General features: G+C 59.7%; 17 protein-coding genes. 3 read left to right on the top strand and 14 right to left on the bottom strand.

Going from position 1 to position 23,080, the window contains the following annotated elements; genetic code table 11:
- Positions 1 to 11: 11 nt before the first annotated feature.
- The 10 genes from F568_RS0107150 to topA form a co-directional block, all read right to left on the bottom strand.
- On the bottom strand, positions 12 to 1,853 hold the full coding sequence (locus F568_RS0107150) for a protein kinase domain-containing protein (protein WP_019018033.1): 1,842 nt from the start codon (positions 1,851 to 1,853) through the stop codon (positions 12 to 14).
- 28 nt (positions 1,854 to 1,881) lie between these two features.
- Positions 1,882 to 3,516 (bottom strand): dihydrolipoyllysine-residue acetyltransferase, encoded by a 1,635-nt coding sequence (locus F568_RS0107145; RefSeq protein ID WP_019018032.1) that lies wholly within the window; start codon positions 3,514 to 3,516, stop codon positions 1,882 to 1,884.
- Positions 3,517 to 3,542: 26 nt separating this feature from the next.
- Positions 3,543 to 4,520: an alpha-ketoacid dehydrogenase subunit beta gene (locus F568_RS0107140; RefSeq protein WP_019018031.1), complete on the bottom strand. Its 978-nt coding sequence runs from the start codon at positions 4,518 to 4,520 to the stop codon at positions 3,543 to 3,545.
- On the bottom strand, positions 4,513 to 5,727 hold the full coding sequence (locus F568_RS0107135) for a thiamine pyrophosphate-dependent dehydrogenase E1 component subunit alpha (RefSeq protein ID WP_019018030.1): 1,215 nt from the start codon (positions 5,725 to 5,727) through the stop codon (positions 4,513 to 4,515). Before F568_RS0107135 ends, F568_RS0107140 begins: the two co-directional genes overlap by 8 nt.
- A 411-nt stretch (positions 5,728 to 6,138) precedes the next feature.
- Positions 6,139 to 6,672, bottom strand: coding sequence for a LabA-like NYN domain-containing protein (locus F568_RS0107130; protein ID WP_019018029.1), 534 nt, complete (start codon positions 6,670 to 6,672; stop codon positions 6,139 to 6,141).
- Positions 6,673 to 6,881: 209 nt separating this feature from the next.
- Positions 6,882 to 7,994: a cobalamin-independent methionine synthase II family protein gene (locus F568_RS0107125; protein ID WP_019018028.1), complete on the bottom strand. Its 1,113-nt coding sequence runs from the start codon at positions 7,992 to 7,994 to the stop codon at positions 6,882 to 6,884.
- A 93-nt stretch (positions 7,995 to 8,087) separates the two neighbouring features.
- Complete coding sequence (locus F568_RS26220) at positions 8,088 to 9,116, bottom strand: methyltransferase domain-containing protein (RefSeq protein ID WP_019018027.1); 1,029 nt, start codon at positions 9,114 to 9,116, stop codon at positions 8,088 to 8,090.
- Positions 9,117 to 9,177: 61 nt separating this feature from the next.
- A complete protein-coding gene (locus F568_RS0107115; RefSeq protein ID WP_040476042.1) occupies positions 9,178 to 9,414 on the bottom strand; it encodes a hypothetical protein in 237 nt (78 codons plus the stop codon).
- A 100-nt stretch (positions 9,415 to 9,514) separates the two neighbouring features.
- The gene (locus tag F568_RS0107110) at positions 9,515 to 9,976 is read right to left on the bottom strand and encodes a DUF6586 family protein (protein WP_019018025.1); all 462 of its coding nucleotides are present in this window, start codon (positions 9,974 to 9,976) and stop codon (positions 9,515 to 9,517) included.
- Positions 9,973 to 12,603: a type I DNA topoisomerase gene (gene topA / locus F568_RS0107105; RefSeq protein ID WP_026300384.1), complete on the bottom strand. Its 2,631-nt coding sequence runs from the start codon at positions 12,601 to 12,603 to the stop codon at positions 9,973 to 9,975. Before topA ends, F568_RS0107110 begins: the two co-directional genes overlap by 4 nt.
- Positions 12,604 to 13,042: 439 nt before the next feature.
- On the opposite strand from topA, the gene pyk reads away from it, so the two are divergent.
- Entirely contained in the window at positions 13,043 to 14,506 is a 1,464-nt protein-coding gene (gene pyk / locus F568_RS0107100) for a pyruvate kinase (RefSeq protein WP_019018023.1), read from the top strand.
- Complete coding sequence (locus F568_RS0107095) at positions 14,506 to 14,985, top strand: methylglyoxal synthase (protein ID WP_019018022.1); 480 nt, start codon at positions 14,506 to 14,508, stop codon at positions 14,983 to 14,985. The genes pyk and F568_RS0107095 overlap by 1 nt, the downstream gene beginning before the upstream one ends.
- Positions 14,986 to 15,050: 65 nt before the next feature.
- On the opposite strand, the gene F568_RS0107090 is transcribed toward F568_RS0107095, so the two are convergent.
- The 4 genes from F568_RS0107090 to F568_RS0107075 all read right to left on the bottom strand — a co-directional run bounded on the left by F568_RS0107090 (position 15,051) and on the right by F568_RS0107075 (position 21,840).
- Positions 15,051 to 17,477 carry a DUF3141 domain-containing protein gene (locus F568_RS0107090; RefSeq protein WP_019018021.1) on the bottom strand — a complete coding sequence of 809 codons (2,427 nt, stop codon included), beginning with the start codon at positions 17,475 to 17,477 and terminating at the stop codon, positions 15,051 to 15,053.
- A gap of 355 nt (positions 17,478 to 17,832) precedes the next feature.
- The gene (locus F568_RS0107085; protein WP_019018020.1) at positions 17,833 to 18,489 is read right to left on the bottom strand and encodes a tellurite resistance TerB family protein; all 657 of its coding nucleotides are present in this window, start codon (positions 18,487 to 18,489) and stop codon (positions 17,833 to 17,835) included.
- Between the two features lie 108 nt (positions 18,490 to 18,597).
- Positions 18,598 to 20,415, bottom strand: a complete 1,818-nt coding sequence (oadA, locus tag F568_RS0107080; RefSeq protein ID WP_019018019.1) for a sodium-extruding oxaloacetate decarboxylase subunit alpha — start codon at positions 20,413 to 20,415, stop codon at positions 18,598 to 18,600.
- A 9-nt stretch (positions 20,416 to 20,424) separates the two neighbouring features.
- Entirely contained in the window at positions 20,425 to 21,840 is a 1,416-nt protein-coding gene (locus tag F568_RS0107075; RefSeq protein ID WP_026300383.1) for an acetyl-CoA carboxylase biotin carboxylase subunit, read from the bottom strand.
- 169 nt (positions 21,841 to 22,009) lie between these two features.
- Between F568_RS0107075 and F568_RS0107070 the strand changes: the two genes are divergently transcribed.
- The gene (locus F568_RS0107070) at positions 22,010 to 22,996 is read left to right on the top strand and encodes a LysR family transcriptional regulator (protein ID WP_019018017.1); all 987 of its coding nucleotides are present in this window, start codon (positions 22,010 to 22,012) and stop codon (positions 22,994 to 22,996) included.
- Positions 22,997 to 23,080 lie beyond the last annotated feature (84 nt).

Below are 23,080 nucleotides of genomic sequence, written 5' to 3'. Positions count from 1 at the left end.
TGTATATATCTTCAGGATACTATCGGCCTGTTAGCCGCCTCAGTGCGGGGATCGCGTGGATAGAAGCGGTCGGGCAAGCGCTCGATATGTGAGAAGGTGCGCGTATCCTTGTAAGGCATCTTCATGTACCCAGAGACACCAAGCCCCCGGATGAGCGGCACGGCAGCCAGCATGGCACTCAAGCTATCCCGAAATTCGGCTTCCCGAGCTGGATCCAGCAGGCGGTAGTAGCTGTGTATCTTGAGGTGAGTGGGCAATGCCTCGAAGATGATCAGCCCGGTATGGTGGATGCCGTTGAGCGTTTCCAGGCAGCGCATGATCTCGTCGGGCAACTGTAGAAACTCCTCGGGGTCGGGCCCATCCTCGAAGTAGGAATGCACGCGGGTACGATCCTCCAGATCCGGCGCAGCGCTTACTTCGTAGGGAATCGCCGTACCCCGATCAGGCATGAATGGCGCTTCAGGCTCCTCGCGATCGATATGCAGGGTATCGCGGGCGTTGAACAGGCAGCTCTTGAAGACGCCACGCCGGTAGATTCCCCGTGCCAGATGGACCATGTTGTTGACCGCCGCAACAAAGGCCGTTTTGAGTGTCCTGTCGTGCAGGTTGAATACCGTATCGATATACACTCCGTCGGTCTCCCAGCGTACTGCTAACCCACCTACCACCGGATATTTGCCCAAGCGACTGACAGCAACCAGAAAGGCCTTTTCGGTCTCGCCCATCCCCTGCATGAAATTTTTGTAGTATCGGTCGAGCTGCACGTCGTTGACGGCCCGAAGGGTGTCCTGCCCCCCTTCCTCGCGCAGGAAAGATTTGCGCGAGCTGTAGACCACGGTATCGATCTCTCGCTGGCTGGGCTTGACCCAGACGGGGACCATAGGCGTCTCGGGCTTGTCGCCGAGTTCGATCATCACCGTGCGTGCCATGCGGGGCATATGGTTCACAAAATAGTCCCCGGCTCGGGCCCGTACCTGCGGGTCGGGATCGAGCATGGCATCCAGTACTCGAGCAAACTCCACGGGGAGCCCCAGCGCCGTGGCGGGAATCGTCCGATGGCCGAAGCGGCACGACTGCGCCGAGGCTAGCGCGTAAAGCGTGCCGGCCACGCCCTGCTCATCGAAACGCGGTGATGACAAATGGCCGTTGAGCTGCTCCTCACCGATAAAATAGACATCACCGAGCCGTGCATTGGTCTGCTGCAGGTCGTCTGACGTCAGTTCCATGACGTTGGTCGAGACGAACTGCTGGTTGGCGTCGAGCTGGGCGAACACCGACGAGCCCCAGTCGATCAATGCCACACGCTCGGTATGTGGGTCGAAGACAAGGTTGGAGGGCTTGATATCGCCATGAACGACTGGTTTTCCGGCCGGGCCGGCCTCGCGGCGCAGGCTGCGCAGGATATCGGCGAGTTGGGCGGCAATATGCACGACCAACCGAGGCGACAGCCGCCCATGACGCAACGAGAATACTTCGAGGTTGGCCCCGGGTGCCCGCTCCATGACCAGGATCGCCTGGCGACGTACGCGCTGAAAGGCGATCAGGCGCGGTACCCGGGGATGATCAACCTGCTCGAGCATGAACGCCTCTTCCTCGAGGCGATCCTGAACCTGCTGCGGCAAGGTAATGCGTGTGAACTTGAACACATACTCGTCGCCAAGCGCCGTGGTTCCTGCAAAGACGAATCCGTAGGCGCCCTTGCCGATCAGCTCGATGTCACGATAGCCGAGCTGCTCAAGCTGCGATTTACACAATGCCACCCAGTCCTTGAGCTTGCGCGCATCGTCATGACTGAGCAAATAGACCGACTGCTCTTCCGGGATGTAGAACTGCTCAAGACGCTCCTGGCTCACGACATCGCCCCGTCAGGCCCAACCTGTGTCAGGCAAGGTGTAAAAGCATCTCCTGCGGCGCTTGCAGGTAGCGCTTCCAAAGGTTGCAGAAGCGCGCAATGGTCCCGCCATCGATAAGGCGATGGTCACCCGCCCACGTAATGGTCATGATTGCCCGCGACACCACGTTGCCCGCCGCATCGAAGCGTGGCAAGTGTTGGACCCGACCCAGGGCGACGATGGCCACTTCCGGCGCGTTGATGATCGGTGCGGCATAGGTGCCGCCCAGCGCGCCAATATTAGAGACGCTGATGGTGCCATCGCGCAGATCCTCCTGGGCAACCCGGCCCTCGCGTGCCGCCAGGGTCAGGCGCTCGACCTCACGGGCGATCTCCAGCAGGCTCCGTTGCTCGACCCGTTTGACGTTGGGCACGACCAGGCCGGACTTGCCGTCCACCGCCATACCGATGTTGCAATGAGGCAGGTAGTGAATCTCATCGTCATTCCCGCCGAGACGGCTGTTAAGCACCGGATACGCCCTGATGGCCAAGGCCATCGCCTTCATGATCAGCGGCATCAGCGTCAGGCGAGCGCCCTCCTGCTCGGCATGCACCTTGAGCCGCTCGCGCAGCGCCAGCAGCTCGGTGACATCGATTTCGTCACCATAGTGAAAATGCGGAATGGAGGTGGCCGACTCGACCATACGCCGGGCCATGACAGCCTGCATGCCGCGTAGCGGCTCGACGCGCACCTCGTTCGATGCGAACGCCCTTTCTGACGGCGTTTTTGCCACATCGCTCTGCCTACTGGCAGGCTCATTTGATGATGCGTTACCGCCACGCTTCTGCCAGGCCAGGATATCAGCCTTGAGAACGCGCCCGTCCTTGCCGGAACCAGGAATATCATCGAGTCGCACGCCGAGCTCACGCACTAGCCGGCGCACGGCCGGGCTGGCAGGCGTGCGTCCGTAAGCGCCTTTGCCGCCAGCGCTATCGGTGGGCCTCGTGGCCGGCTGAGGCTCGGCTGCCTCGGGCCGGCTCTCCGCAGAAGGGGAGGACTGGGAAGCGCTGACCTCCTGCGCCTGTACTGCCCGGTCGCGCGGCACGAAGGCGAACAACGGCGCATGCACGCGCGCGCTTTCCTGCTCGCGGTAGTAGAGCCGGACGATACGCCCCGCCTCGGGAGCAGTGATCTCGACCAGCGCCTTGTCGGTCATCACATCAACCACTGGCTGGTCTTCCGCGATCTCTTCGCCTTCACGTACGCGCCAGGTCACCACCTCGCACTCGACGATGCCTTCGCCGATATCCGGCAATATGAAGTCTTCACTGGCCTCGCCTTGGCCCTCGTTCATCTCGGCTACTGGAGCGGCAGTCTCGGCATCGGTTTCCGACCGAGGGGTGTCCATGTTTCGGGCCGCGGCATTCGGGCCTGCCTGAGCTTCGCCATTATCTTCCTCGACAGCGAACAGAGGGGCATGCACCTTGGCAGTCTCGCCCTCCTTGTAATAGAGCCGCGTCACGCGCCCCCGATGCGGTGCGGGGATCTCGACCAGCGCCTTGTCGGTCATTACCTCGGCCACCGGCTGGTCCTCTTCGATGATGTCGCCTTCGCTGATCAGCCATTTGACCAACTCGCATTCGACGATGCCTTCGCCGATGTCCGGCAGTATGAAATCGCTCATGGTCCACTCCTGAAATCGTCCCGTGCCTAAAAGGTCATGCTCTGCTTGATCGCCTCGAATATCTTGAGGTGATCCGGCATGTACTCCTTTTCCAGCGTCAGAGGAAAAGGCGTGTCCAGCCCGGTTACCCGGGCGATGGGCGATTCCAGATAAAGAAAGCAGCGCTCCTGGATGGTGGCGGCGATTTCACCGGCGAACCCACCGGTCAGCGGCGCTTCATGTGTGACAATGAGCCTTCCGGTCTTGAGGACCGACTCGACCACGGTGTCGATGTCCCAAGGCACGATGGTACGTAGGTCGATGATCTCGCAGGAGATTCCTTCCTTTCCGGCAAGGTCGGCGGCCTTCTCGGCTATTTCCATCTGCGCCCCCCAAGCCAGCAGGGTAAGGTCGTTGCCTTCCTTGACGATCTCGGCCTGGCCTAGCGGCAGCTGATAGTCTCCCTCCGGCACTTCGCCGGTAGAGGCCCGGTAAAGGCGCTTTGGCTCGAAGAACAGCACCGGGTTGGGGTCACGAATCGCCCCTAGCAGCAGGCCCTTGGCCTGGTGGGGGTTGCGTGGCACCACGACCTTGAGGCCTGGCGTGTGGGCGAAATAGGCTTCCGGAGACTGTGAATGGTAGAGCCCGCCGGAGATACCCCCGCCATAAGGGGTGCGAATAGTGAGTCCGCCGACATTGAACAGGTCACCCGAGCGATAGCGGAATTTGGCCGCCTCGTTGACGATCTGATCGAAGGCCGGGAAGATGTAGTCGGCAAACTGGATTTCGGCGACCGGCGTCGACCCCTGGGCCGCCAGACCGTTGGCGAACCCGATGATGCCCTGCTCGACCAGCGGCGTATTGAAACAGCGCGCCCTGCCGTATTTTTCCTGTAAATGGCTGGTCGCCCGGAACACGCCGCCGAAGATACCTACATCCTCGCCGAAGCAGATCACCTTTTCGTCGGCAGCCATGGCAATGTCGAGCGCATTATTGATGGCCTGCAACATGTTCATGTTAGGCATGCTCGCCACCTCCGCTACCCTGGCTATCTGCATTCAGGCTTCTGGCCCCTTTCGGATAAGATTCGGGGTACTTGCGGACATGTGCCTTGAGCTTGTCGAACTGCTCGGCCAGCAGCGGCGGCACCTGGTCATAGACATCCGCAACCAGGCTTTCCAACGGCGGTGGCGGTCGCTTCTCGGCACGCTTCATGGCTTCCAGCACCTCGCGTCGCCGTGTCTCCTGCTCGCGCTTCTCGTCCTCCTCAGACCACCAGCCTTGTTTCTCAAGCCACAGACGCATGCGCAGCACCGGGTCCTTGTCACGCCAGGCCTCTTCCTCCTTGCGGCTGCGGTAGCCGGAAGGGTCATCCGACGACGAATGCGCCGCCAGGCGGTAGGTCATGGCCTCGATCAACACCGGCCGGTTATTTTCCACCGCCCAGCTACGCGCCTCTCGGGTCGCCTGGTAAACGGCAAGGATGTCGTTGCCGTCGACGCGTACGACCTTCATGCGGTAGCCAAAGGCTCGCGGCGCGATACCGTCGGCAGAGAACTGTTCATGGGCCGGCGTGGAGATGGCATACCCGTTATTACGGCACAGGAAGATCACCGGCACCTGATGTACCGAGGCCATGTTCAATGCGGCGTGAAAGTCACCCTCCGAGGCAGCACCTTCGCCGAACACGGTCAGCGTACAGTGGCCGAGTCCCGACATTTTCTGGCCATAGGCATAGCCCGTGGCCTGCGGGATCTGGGTCGCCAACGGCGAGGATATGGTCATGTAATGCAGGTCTTTCGAACCATAGTGCACCGGCATCTGGCGTCCCTTGCCAAGATCGAGCTCGTTGCCGAACAGTTGGTTCATGAATTCGTCGACGCCGAAGCCACGGTAGGCCAGCGCCCCCTGCTCACGATACTGGGCCATGATCATGTCTTCATCATCGAGCGCTGCGGCGCTGCCGATGATGGTGGCCTCCTCGCCGGTACACTGCATATAGAAGCTCAATCGCCCCTGGCGTTGGGCGGCCAGCATGCGCTCGTCGAGCACGCGGGTGAACAGCATTGCACGATAGATACGCAGTGCCTTGGCCTCGTCGAGGTCAGGCAACTTGGCGTGCTTGTAGGGTGTACCGTCGCGCTTGAGCAACGTGAAGACGGGGATACGGAATTCGTCACCGTTCATGAACGCCAGGGCATGAACGACAGGCGCCGTTGTTGTTGTGGTCATGATGTTCTTCCTCGTTCTCGTGTCCCGGGTAGGGAGAGACGCTGTGACACCTTGTGGGTGCCTGATTTCAGTCACCCGCCGGCGGTGTCGCCGCCGCATCTTCCGCCTTACGAGCACGCCGAGGTCTTCGGCAGCCGTATGCGGAAAATCGCAGGTTTACGTTAACGTAAGATAGAGAACCTGCGCCGTCACGTCAGCCATTGCGGCCTGCAACGTTAGTCTATAAACGGCGAAGGGAGGCCTTGGCCACCCTTCATGGGAAGAAATGAGATTCAGAGTGCGTGGCCGGGCTGCAAGATATACAGCAGGCTGAAACATCTTGGGGCCAACGGATCCTGCTGGCCTGGCTACGTCATGGTCAAGATTCAAGCCTTGCAGCACTCCCAGAGGGCTCGATAGCTGGGCGAATCGTTAGTCTCGGCTCCCTGCGAGCAATAATGCCTCGTCAATTGCAAAGAACTTGCTGGCTGCAAGCCTCAGAGAACGGGCAGTCAGCTCGGCGACGCCGTAGACATCGAAGGCTACGCCATAACGGTGACGTGCTCGCTGGGCGAGTAGATCGAAGTCACCATCGCCCGAGACCAAGATGATTCGGTCCACCTGTTCGGCAAAACGGATGGCATCCAGCGTGATGCCCACATCCCAGTCTCCCTTGGTCGAGCCATCGCTGCGTTGCAGGTAGGGCTTGAGCTTTACCTCGAAGCCGATACCACGAAGTATGTTTTGAAACTGACGCTGCTTGACGTCGTCACGCGCGATGGCATAAGCCACGGCAGCGACGACCTCCCTCTCATCAGTGACTTGTTTCCAGAAGGCGTTGTAATCGAAGTGTCGGCCAAATATCTGTTTCGTCGTGTAATAGACGTTCTGTACATCGACAAGAATGACCACTCGCTCCACATCGGAAGCAACCCTGGATCGGTAGTTCGTGCCGTCTTGGCTCATTGAAGCGACCTCTTACCAGAAAGCATGACGGTATTCTCGTCCACGTATAGTCGATGTGGGCCATGGGATCGTTGGCGCCGGCTGGGGATACCCGTAATCAATTTCGTAACCGATGCCAAACTCCATTGGGACAAGGTCCGTAAGACTGAACCTTGAGCATACGCGTCATCGGTAAAATATGATCGCTCTTTTGAGGTTGGTCGGCGCTGTTAACGACTCCATATGGATTGGGAAGTAGCGACCACCAGACGCAATTTGTCCCACTGCTCTTCTTCGCTGAGCAGATTGCCTTCTTCGGTGGAAGCGAAACCGCACTGAGGGCTCAGGCAAAGCTGGTCGAGGGCAACGAAGCGCTGAGCTTCCTCGATGCGTTTTTTGATTTCCTCGGCGGGCTCCAGAGCACCGGTCTTGGTCGTCACCAGGCCAAGCACGGCTTGCTTGTGTCCTTCCGGCAGGAAACGCAGCGGTTCGAAACCACCGGCACGCTCGGTATCGTACTCGAGGAAGTAGGCATCGACATCGACCTGACCGAGCAGGGTCTCGGCCACCGGCTCATAACCTCCCTCGCTGATCCAGGTAGAACGAAAGTTCCCCCGACAGACATGCAGGCTGACGTAAAGATCCTTGGGCCGATCAGCCAAAGCATGATTGAGCACTTCAGCATAGATGCGCTGTAGATGGTCGGGATCATCGCCCCGCGAGCGTGCTGCGTCCAACTCCTTCTGCGAGCAGAGATAGGCCCAGACAGTATCGTCGAGCTGAAGATAGCGGCAGCCGGCATCGTAGAAGGCTTTAACGGCATCGCGGTAGGTATCCGCCAGGTCGGCGAAGAAGGCGTCCAGGGTAGGATAAATACTCGAATCGATGTTTCTGCGTCCCCCCCGGAAATGCAGCACACTCGGGCTGGGAATGGTCATCTTGGGAATAGCCGAAGACACCGAGTCATGCAGAAACCGAAAGTCATCAAGCATGGGATGCTTCGGGTCGAAGCCGAGCCTATCAATCACGCGCACGCCACGTGCCGGGGTCGCACGGCCCTGGAACTGGATGCCCTGCTCGGCCTGGTAACCCTCGACGCCGCTTAGATTTTCCAGGAAATCGAAATGCCACCAGGCTCGGCGGAATTCGCCGTCGGTTACTGCCTCGAGACCAATATCTTCCTGTTGCTTCACGATGCGCCGGATTTCTCGATCCTCGACGTCACGCAGCGCTTGCGCATCGATATCGCCGGCCTGTCTGCGCCGGCGAGCCAGCTTGAGCTCGTCACTGCGCAGCAGACTGCCTACCGTATCAGCACGAAAGGGGGCATGGGGTCGGGTCATGGCTGGTCTCGCTTGGCAAGTAAAGTCTCGACACTATGCCTAGCCACTCATGATAAGACCAACGAGTATGCTTCACGCTGGCATGAACGTTACTCATTGTGCGACTCGACATGCCATCAGCAATGACAGTGGTCTGCCTGACTCGGGACAGGCAGGTTCGATGACTTCCGTTAGGCTGAAGCCGGCACGTGCCAGGCAACTCACCCAGTCACTCATGGTACGGTAGAACCACGGCATGGAAGTTGAAAAGTCGACCGAATGGCTACGAAAATCCTCGTCGCGCCAACCACTGCGGTAAGCTTGGCCTTCCTGCAACGCCCACGGATGCAGCGTCTGGATAAGCAATTGACCGTGCGACGCCAGTGCCGGAATGATTCGATCCAGCGTGGCTTCGAGCGCGTCATCAAGCAACGAGAAGTTGGCCACGACGATATCGAACCTCGTCTCTCCGGTCTCCTCCATCAGCCTGGACAATGAGGCATAGTCCAGTTCGACGAATCGGCCGCCTCCCTGTTCGCGTGCTGCCTCGACCAGTTCCCGACTGGCATCGATCCCGATACATTCAATGCCTTGATCGGCCAGGGAGCGGCACAACCAACCTTCGCCGCACCCCAGATCGAGAACACGGCGGGGCTGGCGGGATAGGACGGCATCGATCATGGCCCTGTCAGTCACTTGCCGACTGGCAATGCATCCGTCGCGCACGCTGCGTATCCATGCTGGCGCATTGCGCTCCCAGCTGTCACGTTGCCGCTCGATCGGGCCTGAAGGCGCCAAACATGACTCGTTCTGCTGAGTGGGCAAAACGCCATAACTGCGTTCGACCCGGGCGACGCGTGTGGCGTAGCCTCGATACCAAACATCACGCCCCTGACGCTGGGCTTTCTGGTGTTCGAGGTCAGCTTTCCAGGCACGTATCGAGCCTTCGTCACGCCAATAGGAAACGGTAATTCCCAAGCCGCCCTCCCGGGCCGATTCCAGGCCCAGATAGCCCGGCTGACGGGCGGCCAACTCAACCATGCGCCGAGCCGTCTCGGCATAGCCATCAGTATTGCTGGACAGCGAGCTGGTAAAGATCACCGCGTAGTAAGGCGGTTCGGGAGTACCGGCGAAGTCATCCATGGGGGCGTCCTGATACGATTATGACGCCGGTATAGCAAGGCAAGTGGCAAAGTGCCAGTAGTCAGTGCACCGTGTCGGGGATCTCGGTCTCCTCCTCGTCCCCTTCCCACAGTGTGGTTCGTGTAATGGCATGATCGATCATTTCACGGGCCACCTCGAAACGGCTATGACGCAGCAGATCGGCCGCCTCATCCGAGATACGGATACTCAGCAATGGCTGGCCCTCGCCTTCGGCAGGACGTAACACGATCTCGCCATCGGCGAGCTCAACGATTTCCAATATAGCTGTCTCGGACACAAATACCTCGGCTAGTCGAGAACCGTGTAATGAAAAACGACCATAGCGGTTCGCCATGGTCGTTATTTTCTCTTAGGTTACCACCCCGATCGGAAAGGCGTCACCATTCGACACTTGTTTCGCGCAGTTCACTCAGCGCTGACTTGAACTCACGTAGGCACCAGCGCAACTCATCGACCAACGCCTGGCGATCGGCGGCAACAATCAATGTGTCCCCCCCGCTCTCCCGACGTGCCGCTCCGTCGACGCTGTGTAACGCCTCGATGCGCGCCGTCAGAATCGACAGCCAGCTATCGGATGCTTCCTTCAGCTCGTGCAACCGCCGGACTTCGGCAATGGCTTCGCTGCCATTACTCAGCAATTCACGCCAGTCATGTCGCGCCAACCGAGCATGCTCCGTCAACTCGCGCAGTGCTGCGTTCAGGGCCAACTCCAGCAGCGCCAGCGCCCCTTCTTCACTAGCCATGCGGCGAGAGGCGGCATGCTCGTCATTTCCGGAGGGCTGGCTGAGCAGCAGTTCCGCCTGATACAACAGCTGATTGGTTCGGCTTCTCGGCGTCATTTTCGCTTGTCCTCGATATGCCAACGGCCATCATCGTAGGTGGCCTTCCAGCCGGTGGCCTTGCCGTCCTCTTCGGTCATGACGTACTGACTCTTGGTCTTACGCGCGAAGCGGATCTGGGCAGGACGACCATCGGGATCCTTGCTCGGGGCGTCGAGCAGGAAATGATATTTCTCGGGTAGCTCCTTGGCATGTGCCTTGAGTTCCTCGACCAAGGGAGCACGCGTCTCTCGATTCTTGGGGAACTGGCTGGCAGCCAGGAACAACCCGCTGGCCCCGTCACGTAGAACGTAATGATCATCGACTTTCTGACAAGCCAGCTCCGGCATGGGGATCGGATCCATCTTGGGCGGCGCAACTTCGCCATTCCTGAGCAACTTGCGGGTATTCTTGCAACTCTCGTTGGTACATCCGAAATACTTGCCGAAACGACCAGTCTTCAGCTGCATGTCGCTACCGCACTTGTCACACTCGATGGTCGGGCCTTCGTAGCCCTTGAGTTTGAAGCGCCCATGCTCGACCTCATACCCGTCACAATCGGGACTGTTGCCGCAGATATGCAGTTTGCGGGTCTCGTCGATCAGGTAGCTATCCATCGCCGTGCCGCACTGAGGGCAGCGGCGCTTGGCACGCAGTGCATCGGTTTCGGCATCCTCACCGGCATCGGCGGCCACTGCTTCGTCGCCCGGAATCAGGTCGATGGTAGTCTTGCAACGCTCCTTGGGCGGCAGGTTGTAGCCAGAGCAACCCAGGAATACACCTGTCGAGGCGGTGCGGATCTGCATTTCGCGCCCGCAACTCGGGCAGTCAATGTCGGTGGGCACCGGCTGGTTGGGGCGCATGCCCTCCTCACCTTCGGCGCGCTCCAACTTGGCGCGAAACTCGGCATAGAACTCGTCGAGCAGGCCGCGCCAGTCGCGCTCGCCTTCGGCCACCTCATCAAGGCTATCTTCCATGCGTGCCGTGAAACCGTAATCCATCAGATCACTGAACGACTCGGAAAGTCGATCGGTGACGATGTCGCCGAGCTTCTCGGCATAGAAACGCCGGTTCTCGAGCTTGACGTAACCCCGGTCCTGGATCGTGGAAATGATCGAAGCATAGGTCGATGGCCGGCCAATACCACGCTTTTCCAACTCCTTGACCAGACTCGCCTCGGTGAAGCGGGCCGGCGGCTTGGTGAAGTGCTGCTGTGGATCGAGCCGATCCAGCGCCATTTTCGTGCCCTCGGCCAGATCCGGCAAGGTCTGGTCCTCGTCCTTCTTGCCGGTGACCTTGAGTACGCGGGTATAGCCGTCGAACTTGAGGACGCGGCCCTTGGCACGCAGTTCATAGCCATCGGCTTGCACGGTCAACGTGGTCGACAGATATTCCGCCGGCGGCATCTGGCACGCCACGAATTGACGCCAGATCAGGTCATAGAGGCGTTCCGCATCACGCTCCATTCCCGCCAGGTCGCTGGCGGTACGGGTCACTTCGGAGGGCCGGATCGCCTCGTGAGCTTCCTGCGCCCCCTCCTTGCTGCTATAGCGATTGGGCGTTTCCGGCAGGTAACGCTTGCCGAACTCACTCTCGATGTAATCGCGCGCACCGTTCACCGCATCCTGCGACAGGTTGGTGGAATCGGTACGCATGTAGGTAATGTAGCCCGCCTCGTAGAGCCGCTGGGCCAAGGTCATGGTCTTCTTGACCGAGAACCCCAACCGGCCACTGGCAGCCTGTTGCAAAGTCGAAGTGATGAACGGCGCATTCGGCTTGGAACGCGTGGGCTTTTCCTCGCGCGCGGTGATAGCCAATGCCGCCTGTTTCAGACCGGCAATGCGATCCATGGTCTCGGTCTCAGAGGTCGGTCGGAACGGCTTGCCGTCCTGACGCACCAGTTCGAAACGTACCGGCTCACCTTCAGGGCTGACCAGGTCGGCATGGACGTCCCAGAACTCCTCGGGAACGAAGGCACGAATCTCGCGTTCGCGCTCGACGATCAATCGCACCGCCACCGACTGTACGCGACCGGCGGACAGGCCGCGCGCGACCTTGTTCCATAGTAATGGCGAGAGCATGAAGCCCACGACCCTATCCAGGAAACGCCGAGATTGCTGCGCCTCGACGCGAGGAACGTTGAGGTTGCCGGGCGACTTGAACGCCTCCTTGATGGCGTTCTTGGTGATCTCGTTGAAGACCACACGCTTGTAGCGTTGATCATCGCCGCCAATGGTCTCCTTGAGGTGCCAGGCAATGGCTTCTCCCTCGCGGTCCAAGTCGGTGGCAAGGTATATGGCGTCGGCCTTCTCAGCCAACTTGGCCAACTCAGCCACAACCTTTTCCTTGCCCGGCAGGATCTCGTAGTTGGCTTTCCAGCCGTGCTCGGGGTCGATACCCATGCGCCGGACCAGTTGATCCCATGACTTGCGTTTCTTGTAAGCCGCCTTCTCCTCGGGCGACATCTTGCGTGTGGCGGCCGCCTGGCGAGCGCGCTCCTTGGGATCGCTGGCATTCTTGCCCGAGCCGCTGGTCGGCAGGTCGCGGATATGACCTACGCTCGACTTCACGACGAAGTCATTGCCGAGGTATTTATTGATCGTCTTGGCCTTGGCCGGCGACTCGACGATCACCAGTGACTTGCCCATAGTGCTCCAAAATCTTTCTTCGAGGCCGATGTCAGCCATCGGCGGCCTGTCCATCGGTGAGACGGAAAAATGCGCCTACCCTACCCCAGCCATCCGGTTTGCGCCAGTTAACGCCTATGGGCTGCGCAAGACATCGGAGGTAACTCCAGGGTAATCGTAATCGCCTGGCGAGTGCGGGCTCTCAGTGACACTAGACGCGCCCGATATGACCATGCAAGACAGGACTTGTCCAAATGCCAGAATTGCCTTGTCGTTTCATCGTGTTGTTACATCGTCCGCTGACTCTGTGACTTGAATCAGGGTGACGTTTTTCGATAGCCATCTGCATGCTGTATCATGTAGTAAAATGACTACATGACTTTTGTACGACAATGACGGGTAGCCGAGCGCCCATGAGCCAAACGCTGCCCACTTTTATATAGGCAAGAAGGAGTCCCTCATGCACGGCCCTGTACATGCCCCCATCCGTCGCACCAAGATTGTCGCCACCCTTGGCCCCGCCAGTGATCGCGACGGGGTCCTCGACGAGCTGATACAGGCCGGGGTCGACGTGGTGCGCCTGAACTTCTCGCACGGCAGTGCCGATGACCATCGTCGTCGTCTGCAGGCTGTACGCGAGGCCGCCGAGCGTCACGGACGCACCGTCGCTGCCCTGGGCGATCTGCAGGGGCCCAAGATTCGTATCGCTCGCTTCGCCGAGGGCTCGGTCACACTCGCCGAAGAACAGAAATTCATTCTCGACGTTTCGCTCGACCGTGACGCCGGCGATGCCACCCAGGTCGGCTGCGATTACAAGTCACTGGCAGAAGACGTCAAGGCTGGCGACGTCCTGCTGCTCGACGACGGCCGACTCGAGCTGGTGGTCGATCGCGTCGAACCGCCACGAGTGCACACTACCGTTCGCGTCGGCGGCAAGCTATCCAACAACAAGGGCATCAACAAGCAAGGGGGCGGACTTTCTGCCGCAGCCCTCACCGACAAGGATCGCGAAGACCTGAAGACTGCCGTCGATATCGGGGTCGACTACCTTGCGGTATCGTTTCCGCGTAGTGCTGCCGATATGCAGCTGGCCCGGGACCTGCTTGGCGAAGCCGGCAAGCACATCGGCTTGGTGGCCAAGATCGAACGCGCCGAGGCGGTGGCCGACGAGCAAACGCTGGATGACATCATCCGCGCGTCCGAAGCGGTGATGGTAGCCCGCGGCGACCTTGGTGTGGAAATCGGCGATGCCCAGCTGATCGGCGTGCAAAAGCGCATCATCCAGCGCGCGCGCAGTCTCAACCGTGCGGTAATCACCGCCACACAAATGATGGAATCGATGATCCAGGCGCCGCTGCCGACCCGCGCCGAGGTATTCGATGTGGCCAATGCCGTGCTCGATGGCACCGATGCCGTCATGCTGTCCGCAGAGACCGCCGCAGGCGATTACCCGGTGGAGACTGTCGAAGCCATGGTTCGTTTGTGCTTGGGCGCCGAGCGCGAGCGCAGCATTCAGGAATCGAAGCACCGCATCCACGAGGACTTCTCTCGAATCGACGAGACCGTGGCGCTGTCGGCGATGTACGCCGCCAATCACCTCGACGGCGTAGCGGCCATCGCCTGCATGACCTCTACCGGTTACACACCGCTGATTGCCTCGCGCATCCGCTCGGGCCTTCCCATTGTCGGCCTCGCCCACAGCCCCGCCGCCCAGCGTCGCATGGCGCTCTACCGTGGCGTGGTCTCGCTGCCCTTCGATACTAGCGGCATGAACCCCCTCGAACTCAACCAACACGCTATCGAAGTGATGGTCAAGCGGGGTCTGGCCGAGATAGGCGACCATATCATCCTGACCCGCGGCGACCACATGAATGCACATGGCGGCACCAACACGATGAAAATCATCAAGGTGGAAAACGTGTAATGAGCGAACAGAGGCCAACGCGAAAGTCCCAGCGAACACTGCCCCAGCGCAAGCGTATTGCCCTGATCGCCCACGATGGCAAGAAAGACGAACTTCTGGAGTGGGCCGGTCGCTGGCAGGAAACGCTGGGCCAACATGATCTGGTCGGCACCGGCACGACGGCCAAGCGTGTCGCGGCCACGCTTGGCCTGAGTGTAGAAGGGATGATGAGCGGCCCACTGGGTGGCGATCAACAGATCGGCGCACGTATCACGGAGCAGCGCCTGGATCTGCTGGTGTTCTTTTGGGACCCGTTTGCTCCCATGCCACACGACCCGGACGTCAAGGCTCTACTGCGCCTGGCAGCGCTATGGAACATTCCGGTCGCTTGCAATGCGGCCAGTGCAGATTTTCTAATCAGCTCGCCCTACCTCGCCGAAGAATACACCATGGCGATTCCCGACGCGGGCGACTGGGTGGCTGCACGCACCCAGCCATAAGCCTTGGTTATTTGCATGAGAACGCCGCCCTTGATGGCGGCGTTTTTATAGTAGCGTGACCGCCATCAGGTCGTAGAGGAACCGGAAGGAGGCGTTTTGTTCTCACGGCGCTGCGATGTCTGACGTCTGTTTTTTTCCGTTCCAGGCGCAGCATCTGACAAGGGAGCTGGCTCAGCCTTCGTACGTTCCGTGACGGCTGACGCCTCTGCTTGCGTCACTTTTGTATCTGGCGCCGTCGCCTGTAACGCCTTAGGTTCAAGCGTTGCGTCATTACGGCCACGCTCCCCACCACCGTCCTTCTCTTCGGGCTTGGCCTTGTCGAACAGACTCCTGACCAGTGCCAGGCGAGACTGACTCTTTTCGTCCAGCGGCCCGCTGGCCGAGACCACCTGCTCTATATGCGCAAAGTGTGCATCGATGGCCTTGGCACTCTCCCCAGTCAATAACTTAGGAAGCGCCTCGAGCGCAGCATAACTGTCATGCTTGAGGATGAAGAACTGATCGCGGACCAATGCCTTGAAGCTAGTTAAATCGAGGTTCGGCTCGATCTCGGCACGTGTGGCCTTCAGGCGCTGGAAGTTGCGCTCATCAGTTGTCGGAGCGCCTCCCAGAACAAAGATCAGCGTGCGCATGACTGCATGATGACTATTACCAAGCTCGACCGACGCCTGCACTTCCTGTTGCCGCTGAGCGATGAAACGACGATGTTCGGGCTGCGCTCCCGGGTTGGGCAGTATACGCCCCTCCGCCGCGCCAAGCCCCGCCATGATTTGCAGCCAGGGCTGACCGTATAACTGCATGAACAGTTTCTCGGAGAACGAATCGCGGACTTCCCGATACCCTTCCAGAGCGTGCTCTATCTGATCCGAGACCATGCCTTCGGCGACCCGGAACGGATTGTTCGCCCCGACCGGATGGCGATTGGCCTTGACGGCCTCGGCCATGACGGGCAGAGGTACCGTCAGTGGATTGCGATCCGACAGCAATTTGTAACCCAGGCGGATCGGATGCATGCGGCGGATCCAGCGTGCCGCTTCAGGTGTCATTACCGCCTGCAGCCAGGGCCGCCAATAACGACGATATAGACCTAGATTGATATCGGAGATGCGCGCCACAGTGGCAAAGCGCCGCTCATCCTCCGGCATGTTCTGTACGATATCGTTGATATCATCGAGATTACGCGGGCTGAACTCGAGTAAATAATCCCCATCGATGAGGTCGGGATTGGCTGCTGAGGCCGGTTTCTCGGTTACCTTGGTCTCATAGAGGCCAGGCGGCAGGATATCGATATAGTCCATATTGGCCGTGAATTCGGTGTGCTCCTTCCGGGACACACTGCCCGATACGAAGATGCCGAGATGGCCGGTAGTATCGTGGACACAATAGACAATGGTCTGCTCGTTGGCGATGATATCGTCGACGCTATCGTATAGATCACCAATCCAGCCCAATGCTTGGGGCGGTGGCGTAATGTCATCCCCCTTGGAACAGAACACAACGATCGGCGAACGTACATTGCGCAGATCGATGCGCCGTCCGTCCCGGGTCATCATCTGCGCCGTACTCAGACGGTTACCGATGAACAGGTTGTCGACGATGTACTGGATTTCTTCGGCGTTGAGTACTACATGTCCACCCCACCAGCGCTCGAATTCCAGGTAGCGACGGGCTTCGGTATCCACGTTGGCATAAAGACGGTATTGCTTGGTCCATAAGGTGTTCGCGGGATTGAGCTTTTCGAAGTTCTGAACCAACAGGGCGCCATCGAAATGGCCGTGCCCAAGGTCGCCGGCCAGCGCCGTTACCCAACTTCCCCCCAGCAGTCCGCCCGAATAGCGCATCGGCGCCTTGCCTCGCTCCCCTGCCCAGTAGGAGAGCGGCGCACCGGCAACAAGGATGGGGCCAAAGCACTCGGGCTCCAGAGCCGCCGCCATCATGAGCTGCCAGCCGGCCTGGCAGTTACCTACCACCATGGGCTTTTCGACCGTTTCGGGATGGCGATCGATGACATGCTTGAGAAATGCCACCTCGGCTTCGACGACGTCTTCTACGGTCTGCCCCGGTACGGGAAAAGGCAGGAAACCGATGAAATAGCAGGGATGGCCCGCCCGCAGCGCCACACCGATCTCGCTGTCGGGCTTGAACCCGCCGATCCCCGGCCCATGGCCTGCCCTGGGATCGACAACGACGAAGGGACGCATACCCTCGTTAATCTCGATCCCTTGGGGCGGAACGATGCGCATCAGCTCGTAATTGACCGGATTCGGTAGCGTGCGCCCATCCATCAGCACTTCCGCATCGAAGCCCAGCACATTGGGCTTGGTCTGCTCCATATGCTCCAGATACTGGTTACCACGCTGACGCATGACATCGAGGTAGAGCACACTGCGCTCGCAGCTGTCCCGCCAATAATCGATCGCGGCTCGCCCCACACCCATCGGATCCCAGAATGCGCCGGTGGCTTCGGCGAACGAGGCAAAAACGGGAAACATGGCACGACTCCATAAGGATGAATGCTGCACTGCAAGATAGAGTAACGCCATCAAACGAAGTTTGCAGCGTTCAATTCATAAAGAGTCACTTGCTGGCACGGTATCTGGAGTGCTTGGATACAAGTTGCTGAAAGGATTTCGGCCAGGCGCCCCTCTGGGCGGTTTGGGCGGCGTCAATTTACCCACCCGGCTGCTCGGCACACCGGGCGGGACCATCTAGCCATGATGCCGACATCTGTTTGATAGAGAACTCAAGGCCACGGTCGGCATATGCCTGGATGAGGAACAAGGATTCGAGCGCGGTTTTGGCGCTACACAAGATCAGCGCCACACTGCGTAGCGAATCCTGATCCGCTCAGTTAACGGCCGCCGCCTGCAGCTCCAGCTCCCTGACGACGCTCTCGTCCAGCTTCAACGCGGCGGCCAGCTCATCGAGCCAGGCTCGTTCGGCGGGATTCTGGTCATCAACGATGGCGGCACTCGCCAGATACATTTCTCGGGCAGCTTGGCCGGAATCGGCCTCCAAGGCCAGTTCCGTCACACTCGGCGGCGATAGCATCTGCTGTGCGGCCCAGGCCCGCAATTCGGCATCAGCTCCCATGGCTTCGATCTGCTCGCCCAACTGGGTTCGCTCGACCTCGTCGAGATGCCCGTCCGAGCAGGCCGCGGCGATCATGGCCCTGAGGATCAATTGGCTACGACGCTCCTTGGCGACATCATCCTGCAGGCGTTCAAAGGGCGGCTCATCCTCGACCGCCGCCTCATATGCAGCCGCTTCAGTCTGTGTTGCCTGCCTCCGCTGCCAAGCCTTCCAGGCCAGCATGCCCACGCCGGCGATGACACCGTATTTGAGCGCCTTTCCACCCATCTTGCGCCCGCGCTTGGTTCCCACCAGCAGGCCCAGCGCATTGCTGCTGAAAAGCTTGCCGATGTCGACACCGCCTCGCTTGGCCTGACTAGTGCCATGACTTGCCTGTTTCATCAGCTCCTCAAGCATGCCTTTGGCGTTCATCGCTCGCTCTCCCTCAAGAAATACATGCAGTCAGCATAGGCAATGCAGACGAAAACAAAAGCCCGGCACGAGGCCGGGCTAGCTAACGTAGAAGAAACGTGTCGCGTCCTACAACTCTTCTATCTCAACCAGTACCTCGCCGGGCGTAACCCGATCCCCCTTGGCCACGTAGATGGCCTGGACAGTCCCGTTCACTCGCGCCTGAACTTCGGTTTCCATCTTCATGGCCTCGGTAATCAGCACGGCCTGGCCGGCCTTGACGCTGTCCCCTACCGCCACCAGCACATCGACGATATTACCGGGCATGGACGTGGTGACATGGCCCGCCGACGTAGCCTGGGCACGCCCCGAGGCTGCACCACCGACGTAAGCATCCCTGGCCTCGAAGACGACCTCCTCGGGCATGCCATCAAGCGTCAGGTAGACCTGACGCTTGCCGCCCTTATTGCTTCCGACACCGGTAATCTGAACCTCGTAAGATTCGCCGTGGACATCAATGATGAATTCGGTCGGCGTGCCCTCGGACACCGGACGCCCGCTGGCTTCAGTCACGCTCGGCAGCGGCTCTGGGGACAACGTTCCGTCGCGCCGCTGCTGCAGGAATTCACGCCCCAGCTCAGGGAACATGGCAAACGTGAGCACGTCTTCTTCACTTTTAGCCAGTTCGCCAATATCTGAATACAAACGCTGCATTTCCGGCGAAAGCCGATCGGCCGGCCGCCCTTCCTCGACCGGCGCGTTACCGATGGCGCGACGCCGCACACCCTCGTCCACTTCGGCCGGCGGCTTACCATACCCTCCTTGCAGGTAGCGCTTGACCTCGTTTGTGATGGCCTTGTAGCGCTCACCGGTGAGCACGTTCATGACTGCCTGAGTGCCGACGATCTGCGAGGTCGGCGTGACCAGCGGTGGGTAGCCCAGATCGGCACGCACCCGCGGGATCTCGTCGAAAACCTCACGGATCTGCGATAGTGCATTCTGCTCCTTGAGCTGATTGGCCAGATTGGACATCATGCCGCCCGGCACCTGATTGATCTGAACCGAGACATCTTCGCGAGTGAACTCGCTCTCGAAGGCAGCGTACTTCTTGCGTACCTCTCGAAAATAATCCCCGACCTCCTTGAGCGCCTCGAGATTCAGGCCGGTATCGTAATCAGTGCCTACAAACGCCGCCGCCATCGACTCAGTGGAAGGATGACTGGTACCGCCAGCAAAGGCCGAGATACAGGTATCGATATGCCGACATCCCGCCTCGACGGCCTTGAGATGGCATAGCGATGAAAGCCCCGAGGTCGCATGCGCATGTAGGTGAATCGGCACATCGACCGCTTCCGACAAGGCCGAGACCAGCTCACCGGTGGCATAAGGAGTCAGCAGGCCAGCCATATCCTTGATGGCGATCGAGTCGGCACCCATATCGACCATTTGCCTGGCCTGGTCGACGAACATATCCAGCGTATGCACCGGGCTTACCGTATAGCACAGGGTACCCTGGGCATGCTTGCCACTGGCCTTGATCGCCCGCATTGCTGTTTCCATGTTGCGAAGATCGTTCAACGCATCGAAGACGCGGAAGATATCGATGCCGTTATCGGCTGACTTGGCAATGAATCGCTCCACGACATCATCGGCATAGTGGCGATAGCCGAGCAGGTTCTGGCCGCGCAACAGCATCTGCAGCGGCGTGCTGGGCAGCGCCTCCCTAAGCTCGCGCAGGCGAGCCCACGGATCCTCCTTGAGAAAGCGCACGCAGGCATCGAAGGTCGCCCCACCCCAGACCTCTAGAGAGTGATAGCCAATGGCATCAAGCTTCGCGCAGATCGGTAACATGTCCTCGGTGCGCAGACGAGTCGCGATCAGCGACTGGTGACCGTCGCGCAGAACCACATCGGTTACATGAACCCGTGAAGGTTGAGTCTGTTGCATGGAAGCTCCTTATAGTCCGGCGTGGGCGGCGATGGCGGCGGCAATGGCCAGGGCCAACTCTTCGGGATTGCGTTTCACCGAGTAATTGAGCAGTTCGGGGTGGGCCAGCACGAACCCGGTATTGAAGGACCCGCTACGAAACTCGGGATGGCGCAGGATCTCCTGGTAGTAAGGCGCCGTGGTCTTGACCCCTTGGAGGCGCATGTCGTTGAGCGCCCGGATACCTCGGTCCAGCGTCTCCTCCCAGGTCAGCCCCCAGACGATCAGCTTGAGACACATCGAATCGAAGTAGGGCGGGATCGTGTAGCCGGTATAAATGGCCGTGTCGGTGCGCACGCCGGGGCCACCGGGAGCGTAATAGCGCGTGATGCGCCCGAATGAGGGCAGAAAGTCGTTCTTGGGATCTTCGGCGTTGATACGGAATTGAATCGAGAAGCCATGATGACGAATGTCTTCCTGCCGGAAAGCCAGTTTCTTGCCAGCAGCGATACGAATCTGCTCGCGGACGATATCCACCCCTGTAATGGCCTCGGTGATGGTATGCTCCACCTGGACCCGGGTGTTCATCTCCATAAAATAGATTTCGTTGCCCTTGACGAGGAACTCTACGGTGCCCGCGTTCTCGTAGCCGACTGCCTCGGCGGCGCGTACCGCCAGTTCGCCGACATAGGCCCGTTGCTCCGGGGTGAGCTGGGGGCTAGGAGCAATCTCGATCAGCTTCTGGTTGCGACGCTGGATCGAGCAGTCACGCTCGAAGAGATGAATGACGTTGCCATGGCGATCCGCCAGCACCTGCACCTCGATATGGTGAGGGTCGACGATACATTTCTCCATGAACACATCGGCATTGCCGAAGGCCTTGGTTGCCTCGGATACCACCCGATCCCAGGCCTGGCGCAACTGGTCGGGCGTATCGCAACGCCGGATGCCGCGACCGCCGCCGCCGGAAGTGGCCTTGAGCATGACGGGATAACCGATGCGCTCGGCCAGCGCCAGCGCCACATCGGCATCTTTCAGGTTGCCCTTCGAGCCGGGAGTGACCGGTACGCCGGCCGCCTGCATGGCACCACGCGCGGCCGTCTTGTCGCCCATCCTGGCAATAACTGAAGCATCCGGACCGATGAAGGCGATACCTGCTTCACTGCAGATACGGGCGAAGTCGGCATTTTCCGACAGGAAACCGTAACCAGGATGGATGGCGTCACATCCGGTCTCACGCGCCAGATCGACGATACGCCTCGGATCCAGGTAACCTGCCAGCGGGTCGTCTCCCACGAAGTGCGCCTCATCGGCACGCTTGACGTGCAAGGCGAAACGGTCCGGCTCGGTGTAGATGGCTACGGAGCGTATGCCCATCTCGGCGCACGCACGCACGATACGCACCGCGATTTCGCCGCGGTTGGCAATCAGCAGTTTCTGGAACACGGCTGCCCCCAGGGTTGCGTCGATAACGGGCATGGGAAAAACTGGCCGGATAGCCCGCCTCCATGACCGCGCTAGGTGTAACTTTTACGCTACCCGGGGACACACCAATAGAAAAATTGATATTTTTTTGCCAACCTATAAGGTGTGGCTTATACCTAGGCGGGTAACTATGTCTCGACCCCATCTGCTCAACCGTCTGACCTTTCGACAACTGCAGGTCTTTCAGGCCGTGTATCGCCAGCAGTCGTATTCCCGGGCGGCCGAGCAGCTCGGCCTGACACAGCCGGCCGTCAGTGCACAGATACGCCAGTTGGAACAGGCGCTGGAACAACCACTATTCAAGTACGCCGGTAAAACCCTTCATGTCCTGCCGGCGGCTGATGCTCTGGCTGCCTCGGTGCAGTCCATCTTTGGCCAGGTTTCCAGCCTGCAGATGGAACTGTCCGAACTGGCCGGGACCATTCGCGGTGAGCTCAACCTTGCGGCCGTGTCCACTGCACAGTACGTGGTACCCCACATTCTGGCGCGCTTTCGGGCCCGCTATCCGGAAGTCCAGATTCGCCTGCGCGTATGCAACCGTGGGCAGGCTTTGGAGCGGCTCGCCGAGCGCCGTGACGATCTGGTCATCATGGGAATGGTGCCCGACGACGCCAACCTGGCCTTCATGCCTATCCTCGATAACGAAATGATTCCCGTCGTATGGCCCGGGCACCCCCTGCTCACCGCCGAATCCGCATCACTGGAAGACTTCGCCCGTCATTATGTACTGATGCGCGAGCCAGGCTCAGGAACACGAACCGCCTTCGAGGAATTTGTGGCTCGCGAGCGTGTGTCACTGGCACATACCATTGAATTGGGTACCAACGAAGCTATCAAACAAGGTGTCATGGCGCATCTCGGCGTAGCGGTTCTTCCCCGCCTGGCCGTACAGCTGGAGCTGGCAGCCGGTCTGCTGGCCTCGCCGCACCTGCCCGGCTTTCCGCTCAGGCGTTCATGGTGCACCGTCTACCCCAAGGATCGTTACCCGACCCCGGTTACCGAGTTGTTCCTGCGCTTCGTGCGCGAACTGCTGCCCGAACTCAACGCGCATTTCAAGGCGCCACTGGAGCCCGCACCGGGACCTAGTTTCGTCTGCCTGCCCATGGCCGATCACTGACCGGCGCCGTTTCTGCCCCCTTGGGCGGCCTGTCCAGAATAGCGTGTCCTGTGGTATTTTATGCGCTGAGATACACGCATTATT

The organism is Modicisalibacter luteus DSM 23508 (assembly GCF_000378505.1).
Lineage (GTDB): Bacteria > Pseudomonadota > Gammaproteobacteria > Pseudomonadales > Halomonadaceae > Modicisalibacter > Modicisalibacter luteus.
This window is presented reverse-complemented; position numbering and strand designations above follow the sequence as displayed.

Excerpts from the sequence above, each read along its gene's own strand:
- F568_RS0107145 (WP_019018032.1), bottom strand. The coding sequence starts at position 3,516 with ATGAGCGATTTCATACTGCCGGACATCGGCGAAGGCATCGTCGAATGC.
- F568_RS0107140 (WP_019018031.1), bottom strand. The coding sequence starts at position 4,520 with ATGCCTAACATGAACATGTTGCAGGCCATCAATAATGCGCTCGACATT.
- F568_RS0107135 (WP_019018030.1), bottom strand. The coding sequence starts at position 5,727 with ATGACCACAACAACAACGGCGCCTGTCGTTCATGCCCTGGCGTTCATG.
- F568_RS0107130 (WP_019018029.1), bottom strand. The coding sequence starts at position 6,672 with ATGAGCCAAGACGGCACGAACTACCGATCCAGGGTTGCTTCCGATGTG.
- F568_RS0107125 (WP_019018028.1), bottom strand. The coding sequence starts at position 7,994 with ATGACCCGACCCCATGCCCCCTTTCGTGCTGATACGGTAGGCAGTCTG.
- F568_RS26220 (WP_019018027.1), bottom strand. The coding sequence starts at position 9,116 with ATGGATGACTTCGCCGGTACTCCCGAACCGCCTTACTACGCGGTGATC.
- F568_RS0107110 (WP_019018025.1), bottom strand. The coding sequence starts at position 9,976 with ATGACGCCGAGAAGCCGAACCAATCAGCTGTTGTATCAGGCGGAACTG.
- topA (WP_026300384.1), bottom strand. The coding sequence starts at position 12,603 with ATGGGCAAGTCACTGGTGATCGTCGAGTCGCCGGCCAAGGCCAAGACG.
- pyk (WP_019018023.1), top strand. The coding sequence starts at position 13,043 with ATGCACGGCCCTGTACATGCCCCCATCCGTCGCACCAAGATTGTCGCC.
- F568_RS0107095 (WP_019018022.1), top strand. The coding sequence starts at position 14,506 with ATGAGCGAACAGAGGCCAACGCGAAAGTCCCAGCGAACACTGCCCCAG.
- F568_RS0107090 (WP_019018021.1), bottom strand. The coding sequence starts at position 17,477 with ATGTTTCCCGTTTTTGCCTCGTTCGCCGAAGCCACCGGCGCATTCTGG.
- F568_RS0107085 (WP_019018020.1), bottom strand. The coding sequence starts at position 18,489 with ATGAACGCCAAAGGCATGCTTGAGGAGCTGATGAAACAGGCAAGTCAT.
- oadA (WP_019018019.1), bottom strand. The coding sequence starts at position 20,415 with ATGCAACAGACTCAACCTTCACGGGTTCATGTAACCGATGTGGTTCTG.
- F568_RS0107070 (WP_019018017.1), top strand. The coding sequence starts at position 22,010 with ATGTCTCGACCCCATCTGCTCAACCGTCTGACCTTTCGACAACTGCAG.